Source organism: Mycolicibacterium bacteremicum (assembly GCF_002086115.1).
Taxonomy (GTDB): Bacteria; Actinomycetota; Actinomycetes; order Mycobacteriales; family Mycobacteriaceae; genus Mycobacterium; species Mycobacterium bacteremicum.
In genome coordinates, this window is sequence record NZ_MVHJ01000045.1 from 1 (window position 1) to 14,588 (window position 14,588).

Annotated in this window: 14 protein-coding genes; 11 read left to right on the forward strand and 3 right to left on the reverse strand. The window is 68.0% G+C overall.

The genetic code is table 11. The features are described 5' to 3' along the window. Nucleotides 1-51: 51 nt before the first annotated feature. The 7 genes from BST17_RS27250 to dnaB all read left to right on the forward strand — a co-directional run bounded on the left by BST17_RS27250 (nucleotide 52) and on the right by dnaB (nucleotide 8,844). Complete coding sequence (locus BST17_RS27250; RefSeq protein WP_083062163.1) at nucleotides 52-2,415, forward strand: transglycosylase domain-containing protein; 2,364 nt, start codon at nucleotides 52-54, stop codon at nucleotides 2,413-2,415. A 68-nt stretch (nucleotides 2,416-2,483) separates the two neighbouring features. Then, complete coding sequence (locus tag BST17_RS27255) at nucleotides 2,484-4,088, forward strand: glycosyltransferase family 87 protein (RefSeq protein ID WP_234807854.1); 1,605 nt, start codon at nucleotides 2,484-2,486, stop codon at nucleotides 4,086-4,088. A 225-nt stretch (nucleotides 4,089-4,313) separates the two neighbouring features. After that, entirely contained in the window at nucleotides 4,314-4,604 is a 291-nt protein-coding gene (gene rpsF, locus BST17_RS27260) for a 30S ribosomal protein S6 (protein ID WP_018603055.1), read from the forward strand. 98 nt (nucleotides 4,605-4,702) lie between these two features. Further along, the gene (locus tag BST17_RS27265) at nucleotides 4,703-5,218 is read left to right on the forward strand and encodes a single-stranded DNA-binding protein (protein WP_083062141.1); all 516 of its coding nucleotides are present in this window, start codon (nucleotides 4,703-4,705) and stop codon (nucleotides 5,216-5,218) included. A gap of 36 nt (nucleotides 5,219-5,254) precedes the next feature. Next, nucleotides 5,255-5,518 (forward strand): 30S ribosomal protein S18, encoded by a 264-nt coding sequence (gene rpsR / locus BST17_RS27270; protein ID WP_019512180.1) that lies wholly within the window; start codon nucleotides 5,255-5,257, stop codon nucleotides 5,516-5,518. Nucleotides 5,519-5,530: 12 nt separating this feature from the next. After that, the gene (rplI, locus tag BST17_RS27275) at nucleotides 5,531-5,986 is read left to right on the forward strand and encodes a 50S ribosomal protein L9 (RefSeq protein ID WP_083062142.1); all 456 of its coding nucleotides are present in this window, start codon (nucleotides 5,531-5,533) and stop codon (nucleotides 5,984-5,986) included. A gap of 461 nt (nucleotides 5,987-6,447) precedes the next feature. Next, nucleotides 6,448-8,844, forward strand: coding sequence for a replicative DNA helicase (gene dnaB, locus BST17_RS27280; RefSeq protein WP_083062143.1), 2,397 nt, complete (start codon nucleotides 6,448-6,450; stop codon nucleotides 8,842-8,844). Nucleotides 8,845-9,007: 163 nt separating this feature from the next. Here dnaB and BST17_RS27285 read toward each other — a convergent pair whose 3' ends face one another. Further along, nucleotides 9,008-9,376, reverse strand: coding sequence for a hypothetical protein (locus BST17_RS27285; RefSeq protein WP_083062144.1), 369 nt, complete (start codon nucleotides 9,374-9,376; stop codon nucleotides 9,008-9,010). A gap of 98 nt (nucleotides 9,377-9,474) precedes the next feature. On the opposite strand from BST17_RS27285, the gene BST17_RS27290 reads away from it, so the two are divergent. Together BST17_RS27290 and BST17_RS27295 are read left to right on the forward strand one after the other, a co-directional pair. After that, nucleotides 9,475-9,915 (forward strand): pyridoxamine 5'-phosphate oxidase family protein, encoded by a 441-nt coding sequence (locus BST17_RS27290; protein WP_083062145.1) that lies wholly within the window; start codon nucleotides 9,475-9,477, stop codon nucleotides 9,913-9,915. A gap of 88 nt (nucleotides 9,916-10,003) precedes the next feature. Beyond that, entirely contained in the window at nucleotides 10,004-11,464 is a 1,461-nt protein-coding gene (locus BST17_RS27295; protein ID WP_083062164.1) for an MFS transporter, read from the forward strand. A 54-nt stretch (nucleotides 11,465-11,518) separates the two neighbouring features. On the opposite strand, the gene BST17_RS27300 is transcribed toward BST17_RS27295, so the two are convergent. After that, nucleotides 11,519-12,010: a nuclear transport factor 2 family protein gene (locus BST17_RS27300; protein WP_083062146.1), complete on the reverse strand. Its 492-nt coding sequence runs from the start codon at nucleotides 12,008-12,010 to the stop codon at nucleotides 11,519-11,521. A gap of 100 nt (nucleotides 12,011-12,110) precedes the next feature. Between BST17_RS27300 and BST17_RS27305 the strand changes: the two genes are divergently transcribed. Continuing rightward, entirely contained in the window at nucleotides 12,111-12,710 is a 600-nt protein-coding gene (locus BST17_RS27305; protein WP_083062165.1) for a TetR/AcrR family transcriptional regulator, read from the forward strand. 17 nt (nucleotides 12,711-12,727) lie between these two features. Here the strand turns inward: BST17_RS27305 and BST17_RS27310 are convergent, their stop codons facing one another. Next, nucleotides 12,728-13,531, reverse strand: a complete 804-nt coding sequence (locus BST17_RS27310; protein ID WP_083062147.1) for a DNA-formamidopyrimidine glycosylase family protein — start codon at nucleotides 13,529-13,531, stop codon at nucleotides 12,728-12,730. 104 nt (nucleotides 13,532-13,635) lie between these two features. Here BST17_RS27310 and BST17_RS27315 point away from each other — a divergent pair, with 104 nt between their 5' ends. Next, nucleotides 13,636-14,583, forward strand: coding sequence for a GlxA family transcriptional regulator (locus BST17_RS27315; RefSeq protein ID WP_083062148.1), 948 nt, complete (start codon nucleotides 13,636-13,638; stop codon nucleotides 14,581-14,583). Nucleotides 14,584-14,588 lie beyond the last annotated feature (5 nt).

A 14,588-nucleotide genomic window follows, 5' to 3' on the forward strand; every position in this document is an offset into this window, starting at 1 on the left:
CCCCGCAGACCACCCGGTCCCGCCCACCAGCGTCCGCCCGTCGGCAGCGGGATCCCCGACGACCGCAAGACGGCGCTGATCCCGCCGGTGCGTCCGGATGTCGCGCCGCACCTGCGTGACCCGATCGACGTCGTCAAGGCCGCCCTCGACGGCGGACCGCCCCGCAAGCCGCCGCCACCCCCGCCGCCGGGTGGCGGTCCGGGTGGATCCGGTGGCCCCCCGCAGGGGCCCAAGCCGCCGGGCGCGCGCAAGTTCCAGTGGAAGTGGGTGCGCCGGGCGGCCTACGCCGCGCTGGTGGTGTTCCTGGTGCTCCCGGCGATCACCTTCGGAATGGCCTACATGATCGTCGACGTCCCCAAACCCGGGGACATCCGCACCGCGCAGGTGTCGACGATCCTGGCCTCCGACGGTAGTGAGATCGCCAAGATCGTTCCGCCGGAAGGCAACCGGGTCGACGTCAAGATCGACCAGATCCCGGTGCACGTGCGGGACGCGGTGATGGCGGCCGAAGACCGCGACTTCTACTCCAACCCGGGCTTCTCGTTCACCGGGTTCGCGCGGGCCTTCCTGAACAACCTGTTCGGCAGCAACGGCGGCCTGCAGGGCGGGTCGACCATCACCCAGCAATACGTGAAGAACGCGCTTGTCGGTGACGAGCGCTCCGGCGTCGGCGGCATCGTGCGCAAGGCCAAGGAACTCGTCATCTCCACCAAGATGGCCGGCGAGTGGTCCAAGGACCAGGTGCTCGAGTCCTACCTGAACATCATCTATTTCGGCCGCGGTGCCTACGGGGTGTCCGCCGCCGCGCAGGCCTACTTCGGCAAGCCGGTCGAACAGCTCAACGTCGCCGAGGGTGCCCTGCTGGCCGCGCTGATCCAGCGGCCGTCCACGCTGGACCCCGCGGTCGACCCCGAGGGCGCCGCCGACCGGTGGAACTGGGTGCTCGACGGCATGGTGGAGATCGGCGCGCTGTCGCAGACCGACCGGGCCGCGCAGGTGTTCCCGCCGACGGTGCCGCCCGATTTCGCCAGCCAGGCCAACCAGACGACCGGTCCCAACGGGCTGATCGAGCGCCAGGTCACCAAGGAACTGCTCGAGCTGTTCGACATCAACGAGCAGACGTTGAACACCGAGGGCCTCAAGATCACCACGACCATCGATCCCACGGCGCAAAAGGCCGCCGAGGAGGCGGTCGCCGAGACGCTGGAGGACCAGGACCCCGACATGCGGTCGGCGGTGGTGTCCATCGACCCCAGAACCGGTGGGGTCAAGGCCTACTACGGCGGCTCGGATGCCAACGGTTTCGACTTCGCCCAGGCCGGCCTGCCCACCGGCTCGTCGTTCAAGGTGTTCGCGTTGGTTGCCGCGCTGCAGCAGGGCATCGGGCTGGGCTACAACATCGACAGCTCGCCGCTGACGCTCAACGGCATCACCATCAACAACGTCGAGGGCGGCGGCTGCGGCAGCTGCAATATCGCCGAGGCGCTCAAGCGGTCGCTGAACACCAGCTACTACCGCCTGATGCTCAAGCTGCAGAACGGCCCGCAGGACGTGGCCGACGCCGCCCATCAGGCCGGTATCGCCGAGAGCTTCCCCGGCGTCGAACACACGCTGTCCGAGGACGGCCAGGGCGGCCCGCCCAACAACGGCATCGTGCTCGGCCAGTACCAGAGCCGCGTCATCGACATGGCCTCGGCGTACGCCACCCTGGCCGCGTCCGGGGTGTACCACCGCCCGCACTTCGTGCAGAAGGTCGAGGACGCGTCGGGCAACGTGCTGTTCGACGCGGCCGAGCAGGGCGATGACGGCGAGCAGCGCATCGAGGCGGATGTGGCCGACAACGTGACCGCCGCGATGCAGCCCATCGCCGGATACTCCAACGGCCACAACCTGTCCGGCGGTCGTCCGTCGGCGGCCAAGACCGGCACCAACCAGCTCGGTGACACCGGCGCCAACCGCGATGCCTGGATGGTCGGCTACACACCGTCGCTGTCCACCGCGGTCTGGGTCGGCACCACCGGCGGGGACAAGCCGCTGGTGAACCAGTGGGGCGGACCGGTGTACGGCTCCGGGCTGCCGTCGGACATTTGGAAGGAAACGATGGACGGTGCGCTGGATGGCACCGACAACGAGACCTTCCCCAAACCGTCGGAGATCGGCGGTTACGCCGGGCCGCCGGTGGCCGCACCCGCACCGCCGCCCTCGTCGGTCAACCCCGTGCCGGCCCCGCCGTCGGAGACGGTGATCCAGCCGACGCTGGAGATCGCGCCCGGCCTCACCATCCCGTGGGGGCCGCCGACGACGGTTCCGGTCGGGCCGCCGCCGCCCGGTGATCCCAATGTGCCGGCGCCGCCGGCCGGTCAGCCGGTCCCGCCGCCCGGCCAGCCGGTGCCGCCGGGTCCGCCGCCGCCGTGACGGCAGACGACGGGACGGTTTCGCCGGCTCCGCTCGCGAACAATCTGCGCAGTGCGGACGACCGGGACATGCCCAGCCGCAACGACGCCATCGGATCGGCGCTGTCGGCGAACATCGGTGGTCCCGTCGGCCGGCATGCCCTGATCGGGCGGACCCGGTTCCTGACCCCGCTGCGGGTGATGCTGCTGATCGCGCTGGTCTTCCTGGCGCTGGGCTACTCGACCAAGGCGGCCTGCCTGCAGTCCACCGACACCGGGACCGCCGCCCAACGCGTCGCCAACTGGGACAACCAGCGCGCGTACTACTCGCTGTGCTACTCCGACACCGTGCCGCTGTACACCGCGGAACTGTTGAACCAGGGCAAGTTCCCGTACAAGTCCAGCTGGATCGAGAAGGACGGCGACGGCAAACCGCACGTCGTCTACGACGGCAGCGCGCCCGTGCGGTACATGGAGTATCCGGTGCTCACCGGTCTCTACCAGTACCTGTCGATGACGCTGGCCAAAACCTATTCGGCGCTGACCACGGTGGCCTCGGTACCGCTGGTGGCCGAGGTGGTGATGTTCTTCAACATCTCCGCGTTCGGCCTGGCACTGGCCTGGCTGGTGACGGTGTGGGCGACGGCGATGCTGGCCGGCCGGCGCATCTGGGATGCCGCGCTGGTGGCGGCCTCACCGCTGCTGATCTTCCAGATCTTCACCAACTTCGACGCGTTGGCGGTGGCCTGCGCGACGGCCGCGATGCTGGCCTGGGCGCGGCGCAGACCGGTGCTCGCCGGTGTCCTGATCGGGGTGGGGGTGGCGCTCAAGCTGTACCCGGCGCTGCTACTCGGTCCGCTGCTGGTGCTGTGTCTGCGCACCGGCAGGATGCGTGAGTTCACCCGGACGGCGGTGACGGCGCTGGTGACCTGGGTGCTGGTGAATCTGCCCATCCTGGTGCTGTTCCCGCGCGGCTGGTCGGAGTTCTTCCGGTTGAACTCGCGCCGTGGCGACGACATGGACTCCATCTACAACGTGGTGAAGTCGTTCACCGGCTGGCGGGGATTCGATCCGGGGCTCGGATTCTGGGAGCCGCCGACCATCACCAACGCCGTGACCGCGGTGCTGTTCCTGGTGTGCTGCATCGGGATCGCGTGGCTGGGATTGACCGCCGCGCAGCGGCCGCGGTTCGCCCAGCTGGCCTTCCTGGTGGTGGCGGCCTTCCTGCTGACGAACAAGGTGTGGAGCCCGCAGTTCTCGCTGTGGTTGGTGCCGCTGGCGGTGCTGGCGCTGCCGCACCGGCGAATCCTGTTGGCGTGGATGACCATTGACGCGCTGGTGTGGGTGCCGCGGATGCTCTACCTGTACGGCGAGCAGAACCGCGGGTTGCCCGAGCAGTGGTTCACGGTGACGGTGCTGCTGCGCGATATCGCCGTGGTGGCGCTGGTGGTGCTGGTGATCCGGCAGATCCGCAGGCCCGAACTGGACCTGGTGCGCTCGCGCGGTGGCGTCGACGACCCGTCCGGCGGGGTGTTCGACCGGGCGCCGGACAATCCGCCCGGCTGGCTGCCGGGGTGGTTGCGGCCGGCTGCGCCCGGGTCCACGCCTGCTGTGGCGGCCGTTGAGTCTGCGGCCGCGGTGCCCGTCGGCTCGGCGCCCGTTGACTCTGCGTCCACGGCGACAAAGGCCGAGTAACCCGCGCCCTCACCGCAGCGTCAACCTCGTCGGGCGCCGACGGTGCACGCAGATCGAGAATTCTGCCGTTCTCCCGTCCTGAATGCACCGTCGATGCGTGGCCGACCCCCGCGATTTCGCAGATCACGGGCCGTTCCTGTACCTTGGAGCGGTTGCCGACGCAGGCGACCCTCCTGCCACGGACACGCCGTGGCCGCAACGACCATAGGAGGTGATGGGTTCCTTATGCGTCCATACGAAATCATGGTCATCCTTGACCCCACTCTCGACGAGCGCACCGTAGCTCCCTCGCTGGAGACGTTCCTGAACGTCATCCGCAAGGACGGTGGAAGCGTTGACAAGGTCGACATCTGGGGCCGCCGCCGGCTGGCCTACGAGATCGCCAAGCATGCCGAGGGCATCTACGCGGTCGTCGATGTGAAGGCCGAGCCCGCGACGGTGTCCGAGTTGGACCGTCAGCTCAACCTGAACGAGTCCGTGCTGCGCACCAAGGTGATGCGGACCGACAAGCACTGAGTTGGTTGACGCGCTGTGCGCGTCGGTGCACTTCCGTAGGCTCGCCTGCGACTGCTCTTACGCACACTCCGCTTTGACTAGACGCCCAGGAGGATCTCGTGGCTGGTGACACTGTCATCACTGTTATCGGAAACCTGACTGCCGACCCGGAACTGCGGTTCACACCGTCCGGCGCGGCCGTCGCGAACTTCACCGTGGCTTCGACGCCGCGGACGTTCGATCGTCAGACCAACGAGTGGAAGGACGGCGAAGCGCTGTTCCTCCGCTGCAACATCTGGCGTGAGGCTGCCGAGAACGTGGCCGAGAGCCTCACCCGCGGTTCGCGGGTCATCGTGTCGGGTCGGCTCAAGCAGCGGTCCTTCGAAACCCGTGAGGGTGAGAAGCGCACCGTCGTCGAGCTCGAGGTCGACGAGATCGGACCCTCCCTGCGCTACGCCACGGCCAAGGTCAACAAGGCCAGCCGCGGTGGCGGTGGCGGCGGTGGGTTCGGTGGCGGAAACGGTGGGGGCGCCCCGCGCGGTGGCGGTTCCGATCAGCAGCCCAAGGACGATCCGTGGGGCAGCGCGCCCGCGGCCGGTTCCTACAGCGGCGCCGACGACGAACCGCCCTTTTAGACAACGCTTCACATCATTTGAGAAAGAGATAGATCCATGGCCAAGTCCAGCAACAAGCGGCGGCCGGCACCCGAGAAGCCGGTCAAGACCCGCAAGTGCGTGTTCTGCTCGAAGAAGGGCAAGAACCAGAACATCGATTACAAGGACACCGCGCTGCTGCGCACCTACATCAGCGAGCGCGGCAAGATTCGTGCCCGTCGGGTGACCGGTAACTGCGTGCAGCACCAGCGCGACGTCGCTGTTGCCGTCAAGAATGCCCGCGAGGTGGCTCTGCTGCCGTTCGGTTCGTCGACGCGGTAAGGAGAGAAGACAATGAAGCTGATTCTCACCGCTGAGGTCGAGCACCTCGGAATCGCCGGCGACGCCGTCGAGGTCAAGGACGGCTACGGCCGTAACTACCTGCTGCCCCGCGGTCTGGCCATCGTGGCCAGCCGTGGCGCCGAGCGCCAGGCCGAGGAGATCCGCCGGGCCCGCGAGATCAAGGAAGTTCGCGGCGTCGAGCACGCCAACGAACTGAAGACCGCTCTCGAGGGCCTGGGCGCCGTCACGCTGCCCGTGAAGGCTGCGGCCGACACCGGCAAGCTGTTCGGTTCGGTCACCCCGGCCGCGGTCGTCACCGCCATCAAGAAGGCGGGCGGCCCGAACCTGGACAAGCGCACCGTCGAGCTGCCCAAGGCCCACATCAAGGCCACCGGCACGCACCAGATCGGTGTCAAGCTGCACCCCGGCGTCAGCGCCGCGGTTCAGCTGAACGTCACCGCGGAGTAGCTCAAGCAGTCAAACGCCCGGGTGGAAAGCACATCGCTTTCCAACCGGGCGTTGCTGTGTCTGCCAGCGAACTGATTCTGGGATTTCGATCACAGCAACGGCCATCGACTGTTAACCTCTGCGGCTCCTGAAAGCCACGCAACACGCCCGAAAGGGCAACCCGCCGAGACACGCCGAACCAATTGATGTCCACAGCCGTGCACAAATCAAAAGCGGCGCTGATCAGCGTCCCATCTGATAACGGGGCCATTCATCCACAGGTTCTCCCCAACCCGTCAACACGGCTCACCGGAGCTGTCCACACGCCATCCACAGCTCTGCTAACAGGCCCCGATTGCATGCGGTTGAGCAAAGCCTTACGTTGGCCGTCGCAGGTTCGTCGGAAGGTTGTCGGTGGGCCGCTGTAGCGTGTTGATCGAACATATTTGCGATAGATCTGCTAGTGGAGGTGGGGGCGCTTCGTGGCGGTCGTAGACGACTTCAGTCATGCCGGTGGACACTCCGATCTGGAGGAGCCGCCGCGCGAAGACATCGGCCGCCAGCCCCCGCAGGACATGGCTGCCGAACAGGCGGTGCTCGGCGGCATGCTGCTGTCCAAGGACGCCATCGCCGATGTGCTGGAGAAGATGCGGTCCGCGGACTTCTACCGGCCCGCGCACCAAGACGTCGCCGAGGTCATCCTCGACCTCTACGACCGCGGTGAGCCCGCCGACGCCGTGACCGTGGCCGCCGAACTTGACCGGCGCGGGCAGCTGCGCCGGGTCGGTGGCGCCCCGTATCTGCACACGCTCATCTCCACCGTGCCCACTGCGGCCAACGCCGGCTACTACGCCACCATCGTGGCCGAGAAAGCGCTGCTGCGCCGGCTGGTCGAGGCCGGCACGCGCGTCGTGCAGTACGGCTACGCCGGAGCCGACGGCGCCGATGTGGCCGACGTGGTCGACCGGGCCCAGGCCGAGATCTACGACGTCACCGAGAACCGGAACCAGTCCGAGGATTTCGTGGCGCTGGAGGATCTGCTCCAGCCCACCATGGACGAGATCGACGCCATCGCGTCCTCGGGCGGTATGTCGCGCGGTGTGCCCACCGGCTTCATCGACCTCGACGAGATCACCAACGGTCTGCACGGCGGCCAGATGATCATCATCGCGGCGCGGCCTGGCGTGGGTAAGGCCCTCGCGCTGGACACCCCGCTGCCGACGCCCACGGGCTGGACCACCATGGGTGAGGTCGCGGTGGGGGATCTGCTCATCGGCGACGACGGTCAGCCCACCCGGGTGGTCGCGGCCACCGAGGTCATGCTTGGCCGGCCGTGCTACGAGGTGGAGTTCTCCGATGGCACGGTGATCGTCGCGGACGAACAGCATCAGTGGCTGACGGAGACCCGGGCATCCCGCAAGTCGGCGCAGGCGGCGGCCACCGGCTACCACCGGTACAAGAACCAGCGCACCTTCGCTGCCGTGCGCACCACCGACGAGATCGCCCGGACGTTGCGTTGCCCGACGCAGGACCGCCGCCTCAATCATTCGGTGGCCAATGCCAAGCCGTTGGCAGCAGCTGACGCGGACCTGCTGGTTGCGCCGTACACGCTGGGCGCCTGGCTCGGTGACGGCACCACTGCCGCCGCACAGATCACGACCGCCGATCCGGAGATACTGATGCGGATCGAAGGCGAGGGCACCTCGGTCGGCTCCGTGCAGGCCCGCCTACGGGCCATCGGCGTGTTGGGCGACAAGCACATTCCGATGACCTATCTGCGGGCGTCGGAGGCGCAGCGCCGCGCTCTGCTGGCGGGGCTACTAGACACCGATGGCACCGTGACAAACGGTGGCTCGGTCCAGTTCAGCGTCACCAACCGCCGGTTGGTCGACGATGTCGAAGAGCTGATCGTCAGCCTCGGGTACCGCTGCCACCGTTCGACGAAGCGGGTCTCCGGGCGCACCGAAGCGTCCTCGACGGCGTACACGTTGACGTTCTCGGCCGAGGACGTGGTGTTCGGCCTGGAACGAAAGGCGTTGCTGCACAAGGAGCGTCGGGCGAACAGCGGATCCGCGCGCCGGTCCTCACGCTTCATCGTTGATGTGCGGCCGGTTGTGTCGGTACCCGTTCGGTGCGTGGAGGTCGACAACGACAGCCACATGTATCTGGCCAGCCGGTCGATGGTGCCGACCCACAATTCGACACTCGGCCTGGACTTCATGCGGTCCTGCTCGATCAAACACCAGCTCGCCAGCGTTATTTTCTCGCTGGAAATGAGCAAGTCCGAGATCGTGATGCGCCTGCTGTCGGCCGAGGCCAACATCAAGCTCGGCGATATGCGCTCAGGCCGCATGAACGACGACGACTGGACCCGGTTGGCGCGCCGCATGAGTGAGATCAGCGAGGCGCCGCTCTACATCGACGACTCGCCGAACCTGACCATGATGGAGATCCGCGCCAAAGCGCGGCGCTTGAAGAAGAAGGCCGACCTGCAACTGATCGTCGTCGACTACCTGCAGCTGATGAGCTCGGGCAAGAAGTACGATTCGCGCCAGCAGGAAGTCTCGGACTTCTCCCGAAGCCTGAAGCTGATGGCCAAGGAGCTGCACGTACCGGTGGTGGCGATCAGTCAGCTGAACCGTGGTCCTGAGCAGCGCACCGACAAGCGGCCACAGGTCTCCGACCTCCGTGAGTCCGGCTCACTGGAGCAGGACGCCGACATGGTCATGCTGCTGCACCGCCCCGACGCGTTTGACCGAGAAGACCCGCGTGGCGGCGAGGCCGACATCATCCTCGGCAAGCACCGCAATGGTCCGACCGCGAACATCACTGTGGCGCACCAGCTTCACCTGTCGCGATTCACGAACATGGCGCGGTAGCGGTCATCCGACCGCCCAGCCACCTTGCTTGTCGATCAGACGTACGAGCGAGTTGGTCCACGGCCCGGAGCACTCATCCGGCTTCGAATCACCCAGGGCGGACACTGCGACGCGTCTCGAACGACTCGACTCGGCCGTATGCCCCTTCTGTAGCGGAACTCACCTACGAGGGGCCCAAACTCGGCCGGTAGCCATCCACCTCGGACTCCGCAGCCAGAAGCGCACCCAACTCGCCCTCCTGCTGGGCGACGAACACACCGATCACCTGGCGGCACACTTCGGGCACGCTCACCCCACGCGTATCGGCGATACGTTTCAACCCGATCAGCATGGACGTCGACACGTGAAACTGCACGGCGTACTGACCGCATGAACCATCCTCGGGCGGCGACCCCGGACCTACCACCACAGGGTCATCCGTTCCGAATTGGTCCACCTCCGCACGGCGCGCCCGCTCAACGACCCCGCCACCAGCGGCGTCAGCAGTGCGGTCGGCGCCGTCCCAGGACTCCTCATGGCTGAACAAACCCATTCGGCCAACGTTAGACCTCGAAGAACTCCGAAGCCGCCAAGTGAGCGGCGCTGCTCACCGTGGCAGGGCGATAGCAGCCTCACGCGTAACCTCGCCACATGCCCCGCAAACTGACCGACGACGAAATCACGGCGCTCCTCGACAGCCGCCCGGGCTGGGCGATCCTGACGACCATCGACAAGGATGGGTTCCCACACACCGTGCCGCTGGGCTACTTCCGAATCGACGGTGACGTCGTCATGGGTGTGCGCGATGGCACGCGGAAAGTGGCCAACGTAGAGCGCAATCCGAACGTGAGCGTCATGCTCGAAGCCGGCTCGACCATGGCGGACATCCGCGGCGTGATGTTCCAAGGCCATGCGCGCATCGTTCGGGAACCCGCTGAAACGCTGGAGCTCGCACGCCACGCTGCCCGGTCGCGCGGCGTGCCGGAGTCCGAGTGGCCCACCGCGCCCAGACCGGTTGCCACTTACATCTACGTGACCCCCGTGCGGACCCTGTCCTGGGACTACGGCGACTCGGCATCGGACAACGCGTAGCCGCAGTCTGTCCCGGGTACCGTTCGCCCAGACAGCGCTTCGGCGAGTAGGCGTGGAGGGTAGCGTGGACGATCCGGGCGGACTGCGGATGAAGACCGCCGCGGGCCGGTGGGTGCTTCTCACCACGGTGCTCGGCTCGGCCATCGTGATGATCGACGGCACCGTGGTCAACGTGGCCCTGCCGCACATCGGCGCCGACCTCGATGCCGGCTTCGGTGGCCTGCAATGGGTCGTCAACGCCTACACACTGACCCTGGCGGCACTGATCCTGCTGGGCGGCTCCCTCGGTGACCATTACGGTCGGCGGCGGGTGTTCCTCATCGGGGTGGTGTGGTTCGCGATCGCCTCGGCAGCCTGCGGCCTGGCGCCGAATATCGAGACGCTGATCATCGCCCGTGCCTTCCAGGGCGTGGGTGGTGCGCTGCTCACCCCCGGCAGCCTGGCCCTGATCTCGGCCTCCTTCCGCGGCGCCGACCGCGCCGCCGCGATCGGCGCATGGTCGGGTCTGGGCGGGCTGGCCGGCGCGGTGGGCCCGTTTGTCGGCGGCTTCCTCGTCGAGTGGAACTGGCGGGCAGTGTTTCTCATCAACCTGCCGCTGGCGGCCGCGGTGGTCGCGCTGACGGTTCTGCGGGTTCCCGAAAGCCGCGACGCAGACTCCCCGCCGGGCCTGGACGTGCCCGGTACCGTGCTGGCCGCACTGGGCCTGGGCGCGTTGACGTTCGGCCTGACCAGCTTGGGCAGCACCGGCGCGACCGGCAGTGCGCTGGTTGCAGTCGTTGCCGGGGTGCTGCTGCTGGCCGCCTTCGTGGTGGTGGAGCGCCGTTCCCCGCATCCACTGGTGCCGCCGGCACTGTTCGGCGACAACACCTTCCGGGTGGCCAACGCCGTGACACTGCTGATCTACGGCGCGTTGGGCGTGGTCTTCCTGACGCTGGTTCTGCAGCTGCAGACCGTCGCGGGCTTCAGTCCGGTCGCGGCCGGGGCCGCGCTGCTGCCGGTCACGGCGATCCTACTGGTGTTCTCGTCGCGCACCGGGGCGCTGGCCGGCCGGATCGGCCCCCGCCTACCCATGACGCTGGGTCCGTTGCTCTCGGCCGCGGGACTGCTGTTGATGCTGCGCATCGGCCCGCAGGCATCCTGGCTCGCCGATGTCCTTCCCGCAGCGCTGGTGTTCGGCGCGGGCCTGGCGCTGGTGGTGGCGCCACTGACCGCCGCGGTGCTCGACTCCGCACCGGACCGCCTCGCCGGCGCGGCATCGGGGGTCAACAACGCCGTGGCCCGGGCCGGTGGACTCCTGTCGGTGGCCGTCGTACCGGCACTTGCCGGTATCAGCGGCGCCGACTACGCCGATCCGGGCGCGTTCGACGCCGGGTTCGGTATCACCATGCTGATCGCCGCGGGCCTGCTACTCGGGGCGGCGATTCTCGCCGCCGTCGGGATCAGATCCGGCGGCACCCCGAAGGGTGCGCGTATCCGCGTCGAGGAGCGCGTCCATTTCCCGTTGAGCGGTCCGCCGCCGTGTCCGGAGGCGGCACAGCGCGAGACCTGACCGGGCGTGAGTCCAGTCGCCCATGGTAAGCCAGTTCGCTTGTCCAGGAATACCTCACAGCCCGAGATCGGACAGGCCGGGATGATCGTCGGGACGCGGTCCGCTGCTGTCCCAGAAGAACAGGCGGTCTCCCTCCCGGATCGGCACGTCGTTGATGCTGGCGTGCCGGTGGGTCATCAGGCCCGACGCAGCGAACTGCCAGTTCTCGTTGCCGTACGCACGGAACCACGCACCGGCGTCGGTGCGGTACTCGTAGGCGAACCGCACCGCGATGCGGTCGGTGCCGTGCGCCCAGAGCTCCTTGATCAATCGGTACTCCTGCTCGCGATCCCACTTCCCGGTCAGGAACGTGACGATCTCCTGTCGGCCGGTGACGAAGTCGGAGCGGTTGCGCCAGCGGCTGTCGAGAGAGTAGCCCTTCGACACGATGTGGGGATCGCGTGTGTTCCAGGCATTCTCGGCGAGTCGGACCTTCCGTACAGCGGACTCGACGGTGAACGGCGGGACAGGAATCCTCGTCTCGTGTGCTTCGGCAGAGGTCGTCATCGGCTCGCTTTCCCTATGGTGATCGACAGCATGTAGACAGATCTGTCTACGTGCCGCACCACGCTAGCCGATGTAGACAGACCTGTCTACTATGGAGGTCGTGCGTATCACCGACGTTCTCGATCCAACGCTGGACCTGCCCGCCCTGCCTGCGCGCGAACGTATTCTCGCCACGGCCTACCGGCTGTTCTATCGGGATGGGATCCGGGCCACCGGAATCGACAAGGTGATCGCCGAAGCCGGCGTCACCAAGGTGACGTTCTATCGGCATTTCCCGAGCAAGGATGCGTTGATCCTGGCGTTCCTCGACCTACGCCACGACCGGTGGATGCGATGGTTCCGTGACGCACTGGCCCGTCATTCCGGCACCGGCAAGCGCGCACATCCGCCAGTGGTCGCCGCGGTCGAGGAGTGGCTCACAGCGGAATCGTTTCGCGGATGCGCGTTCATCAACAGCGTCAACGAACTCGGCGGCGACCTGCCCGCGGTGCACGACATCGCGGCCCGGCACAAAGCCGACATGGTCGCCGCGATCAAAGACACCGTGCCGCCCGGGCCGCAGCGTGCCCGCACCGCGCAGGCGCTCGGTGTGGCCGTGGACGGCGCGATCGTGCACGCCCAATACACACGGGATGCCGCCGCCGCGATCAAGGCGTTGACGACGATTGTCGCTGCGCTCCTGCCGGTGTCGAACGGCTGAGGTACCGGACAGTCGCCTCAGTCGGGCGCCGGTCCCGGCTGACATACCGGACACCACCACGTGCGGCGCCGTTCCGGGTCGCCCGGCACCTCGGCGACGACGCGGACCCTTGTTCCGCAGCGCAGGCACGGCCGCCCGGCCCGGCCCGCGACCCAGTGCTGCTCGCCCTTGCGCCGCATGCCGGTGGTGATCTGCATGGCCCCGGGCGTCGTCGCCGAATGCCGCAGTGTGCGCGCCCCGAGCTCGAGCAGCGCGTCGATGTCGACGTCGCCGACCGGTGTCCACGGACTGTGCCCACGCAGGAAGCACAATTCGTTGACCCAGAGGTTGCCGAACCCCGCGACGCAGCGTTGGTCGAGCAGTACCGCCGCCAGCGGCCGCTCCGGCGTGGCAGCCATCCGCGCGGCCGCCTCGACGGGGTCCCAATCCGCGCGCAGCGGGTCGGGACCCAGGTGCCCGATGACCGTCGCCTCGTCGCGCGTGCGCAGCAGGTCCACGACGGGAAGCCGCACGCCGTAGGCGGCCGGGCCGTCGGTGCGGAGCACCACCCGGACGTCGGGCATGGTCGCGCGCGGCAGCCACTTGCCCTCGGCCGAGACGGTCCACGACCCCGACATCCGCAGATGCGTGTGCAGGGTCAGGTCATCGGACAGCCGGGTCAGCAGGTGCTTGCCGTGGGTGTCGTGTTCGAGCACGGTCAGCCCGGCCAGGTCGTCGGTCGCATGGGCGGGCACACGCAGCCGCCCGACCGTCAGCGCCCGCCCTTGCAACGCCGCGTCGAGGCGGCGGGCCAGCGCATAGACGGTGTCACCCTCCGGCATCCCTCCATGGTGCCGTCGCGCAGAAGCGCGCTGGCAATAACGCCCACACATGCAAGGATGGTGACGCACATTTCCCACGCCGAGACCGGAGCGGAGCAGAGCCGGTGCAACGACCGCATCAGGTGGTGGTGCTCGTCCTCGACGGCGCCCTGCCGCTGGACGTCGGCATCGCGGCCGAGGTGTTCCATCCTGAGACGGGATTCGGATACCAGGTGTCGGCCTGCGGGGTCAGCGCCGGAACGGTGCCCGCCCACGGGAGTTTCGGCTACGCGGTCCCGCGCGGCATCGACGCCCTGGCCGAGGCGGATACCGTCATCGTCGCCGGGTACGCGCCGGCGGGCCGACCGATACCGGCTGAAGTGCCGGATGCTCTGCGGGCAGCGGCATCTCGTGGCGCGCGGATCGCATCGATCTGCTACGGCGCCTTCGCCCTTGCCGAGGCCGGCCTGCTGGACGGCCGCCGCGCGACGACGCACTGGGATGCGGCGGACCTGCTCGCGCGGCGTCATCCGCAGGTCACCGTCGAACCGAATGTGCTCTTCGTCGACGAAGGGCCCATCCTGACCTCCGCGGGGGCCGCCGCCGGGCTGGACCTCTGCCTGCACATCGTCCGGCGCGACCTCGGCGTCGGCCCGGCCGGCGAGATCGCCCGCGGGCTGGTCACCGCGCCGTTCCGAACCGGCGGCCAGGCGCAGTACCTGCCGAAGAACAACTCCGCTGCCCACGGCGAATCGCTTGCCGCGACCCGGGAATGGGCGCTGACCCGCCTCGACCAGCCACTCACGATCACCGCGCTCGCCGAGCACGCACAGATGTCGCCGCGCACGTTCCTGCGCCGCTTCACCGAAGAGACCGGCAGCACCCCACTGCAGTGGATCCTGCGGGCGCGGGTCGACACCGCCCGGGAACTGTTGGAGACCACCCGCATGCCGGTGGACCGCATCGCCGAACAGGTCGGGCTGGGCACCGGGTCGAACCTGCGGCTGCATTTCCGCCGGCTGCTCGACATCTCGCCCTCGCAGTACCGCGCCACCTTCGCCGGCCGGAACTGACACCG

Excerpts from the sequence above, each read along its gene's own strand:
- rplI (WP_083062142.1), top strand. The coding sequence starts at position 5,531 with ATGAAGCTGATTCTCACCGCTGAGGTCGAGCACCTCGGAATCGCCGGC.
- BST17_RS27255 (WP_234807854.1), top strand. The coding sequence starts at position 2,484 with ATGCCCAGCCGCAACGACGCCATCGGATCGGCGCTGTCGGCGAACATC.
- BST17_RS27295 (WP_083062164.1), top strand. The coding sequence starts at position 10,004 with ATGAAGACCGCCGCGGGCCGGTGGGTGCTTCTCACCACGGTGCTCGGC.
- BST17_RS27300 (WP_083062146.1), bottom strand. The coding sequence starts at position 12,010 with ATGACGACCTCTGCCGAAGCACACGAGACGAGGATTCCTGTCCCGCCG.
- BST17_RS27290 (WP_083062145.1), top strand. The coding sequence starts at position 9,475 with ATGCCCCGCAAACTGACCGACGACGAAATCACGGCGCTCCTCGACAGC.
- BST17_RS27310 (WP_083062147.1), bottom strand. The coding sequence starts at position 13,531 with ATGCCGGAGGGTGACACCGTCTATGCGCTGGCCCGCCGCCTCGACGCG.
- BST17_RS27285 (WP_083062144.1), bottom strand. The coding sequence starts at position 9,376 with ATGGGTTTGTTCAGCCATGAGGAGTCCTGGGACGGCGCCGACCGCACT.
- rpsF (WP_018603055.1), top strand. The coding sequence starts at position 4,314 with ATGCGTCCATACGAAATCATGGTCATCCTTGACCCCACTCTCGACGAG.
- rpsR (WP_019512180.1), top strand. The coding sequence starts at position 5,255 with ATGGCCAAGTCCAGCAACAAGCGGCGGCCGGCACCCGAGAAGCCGGTC.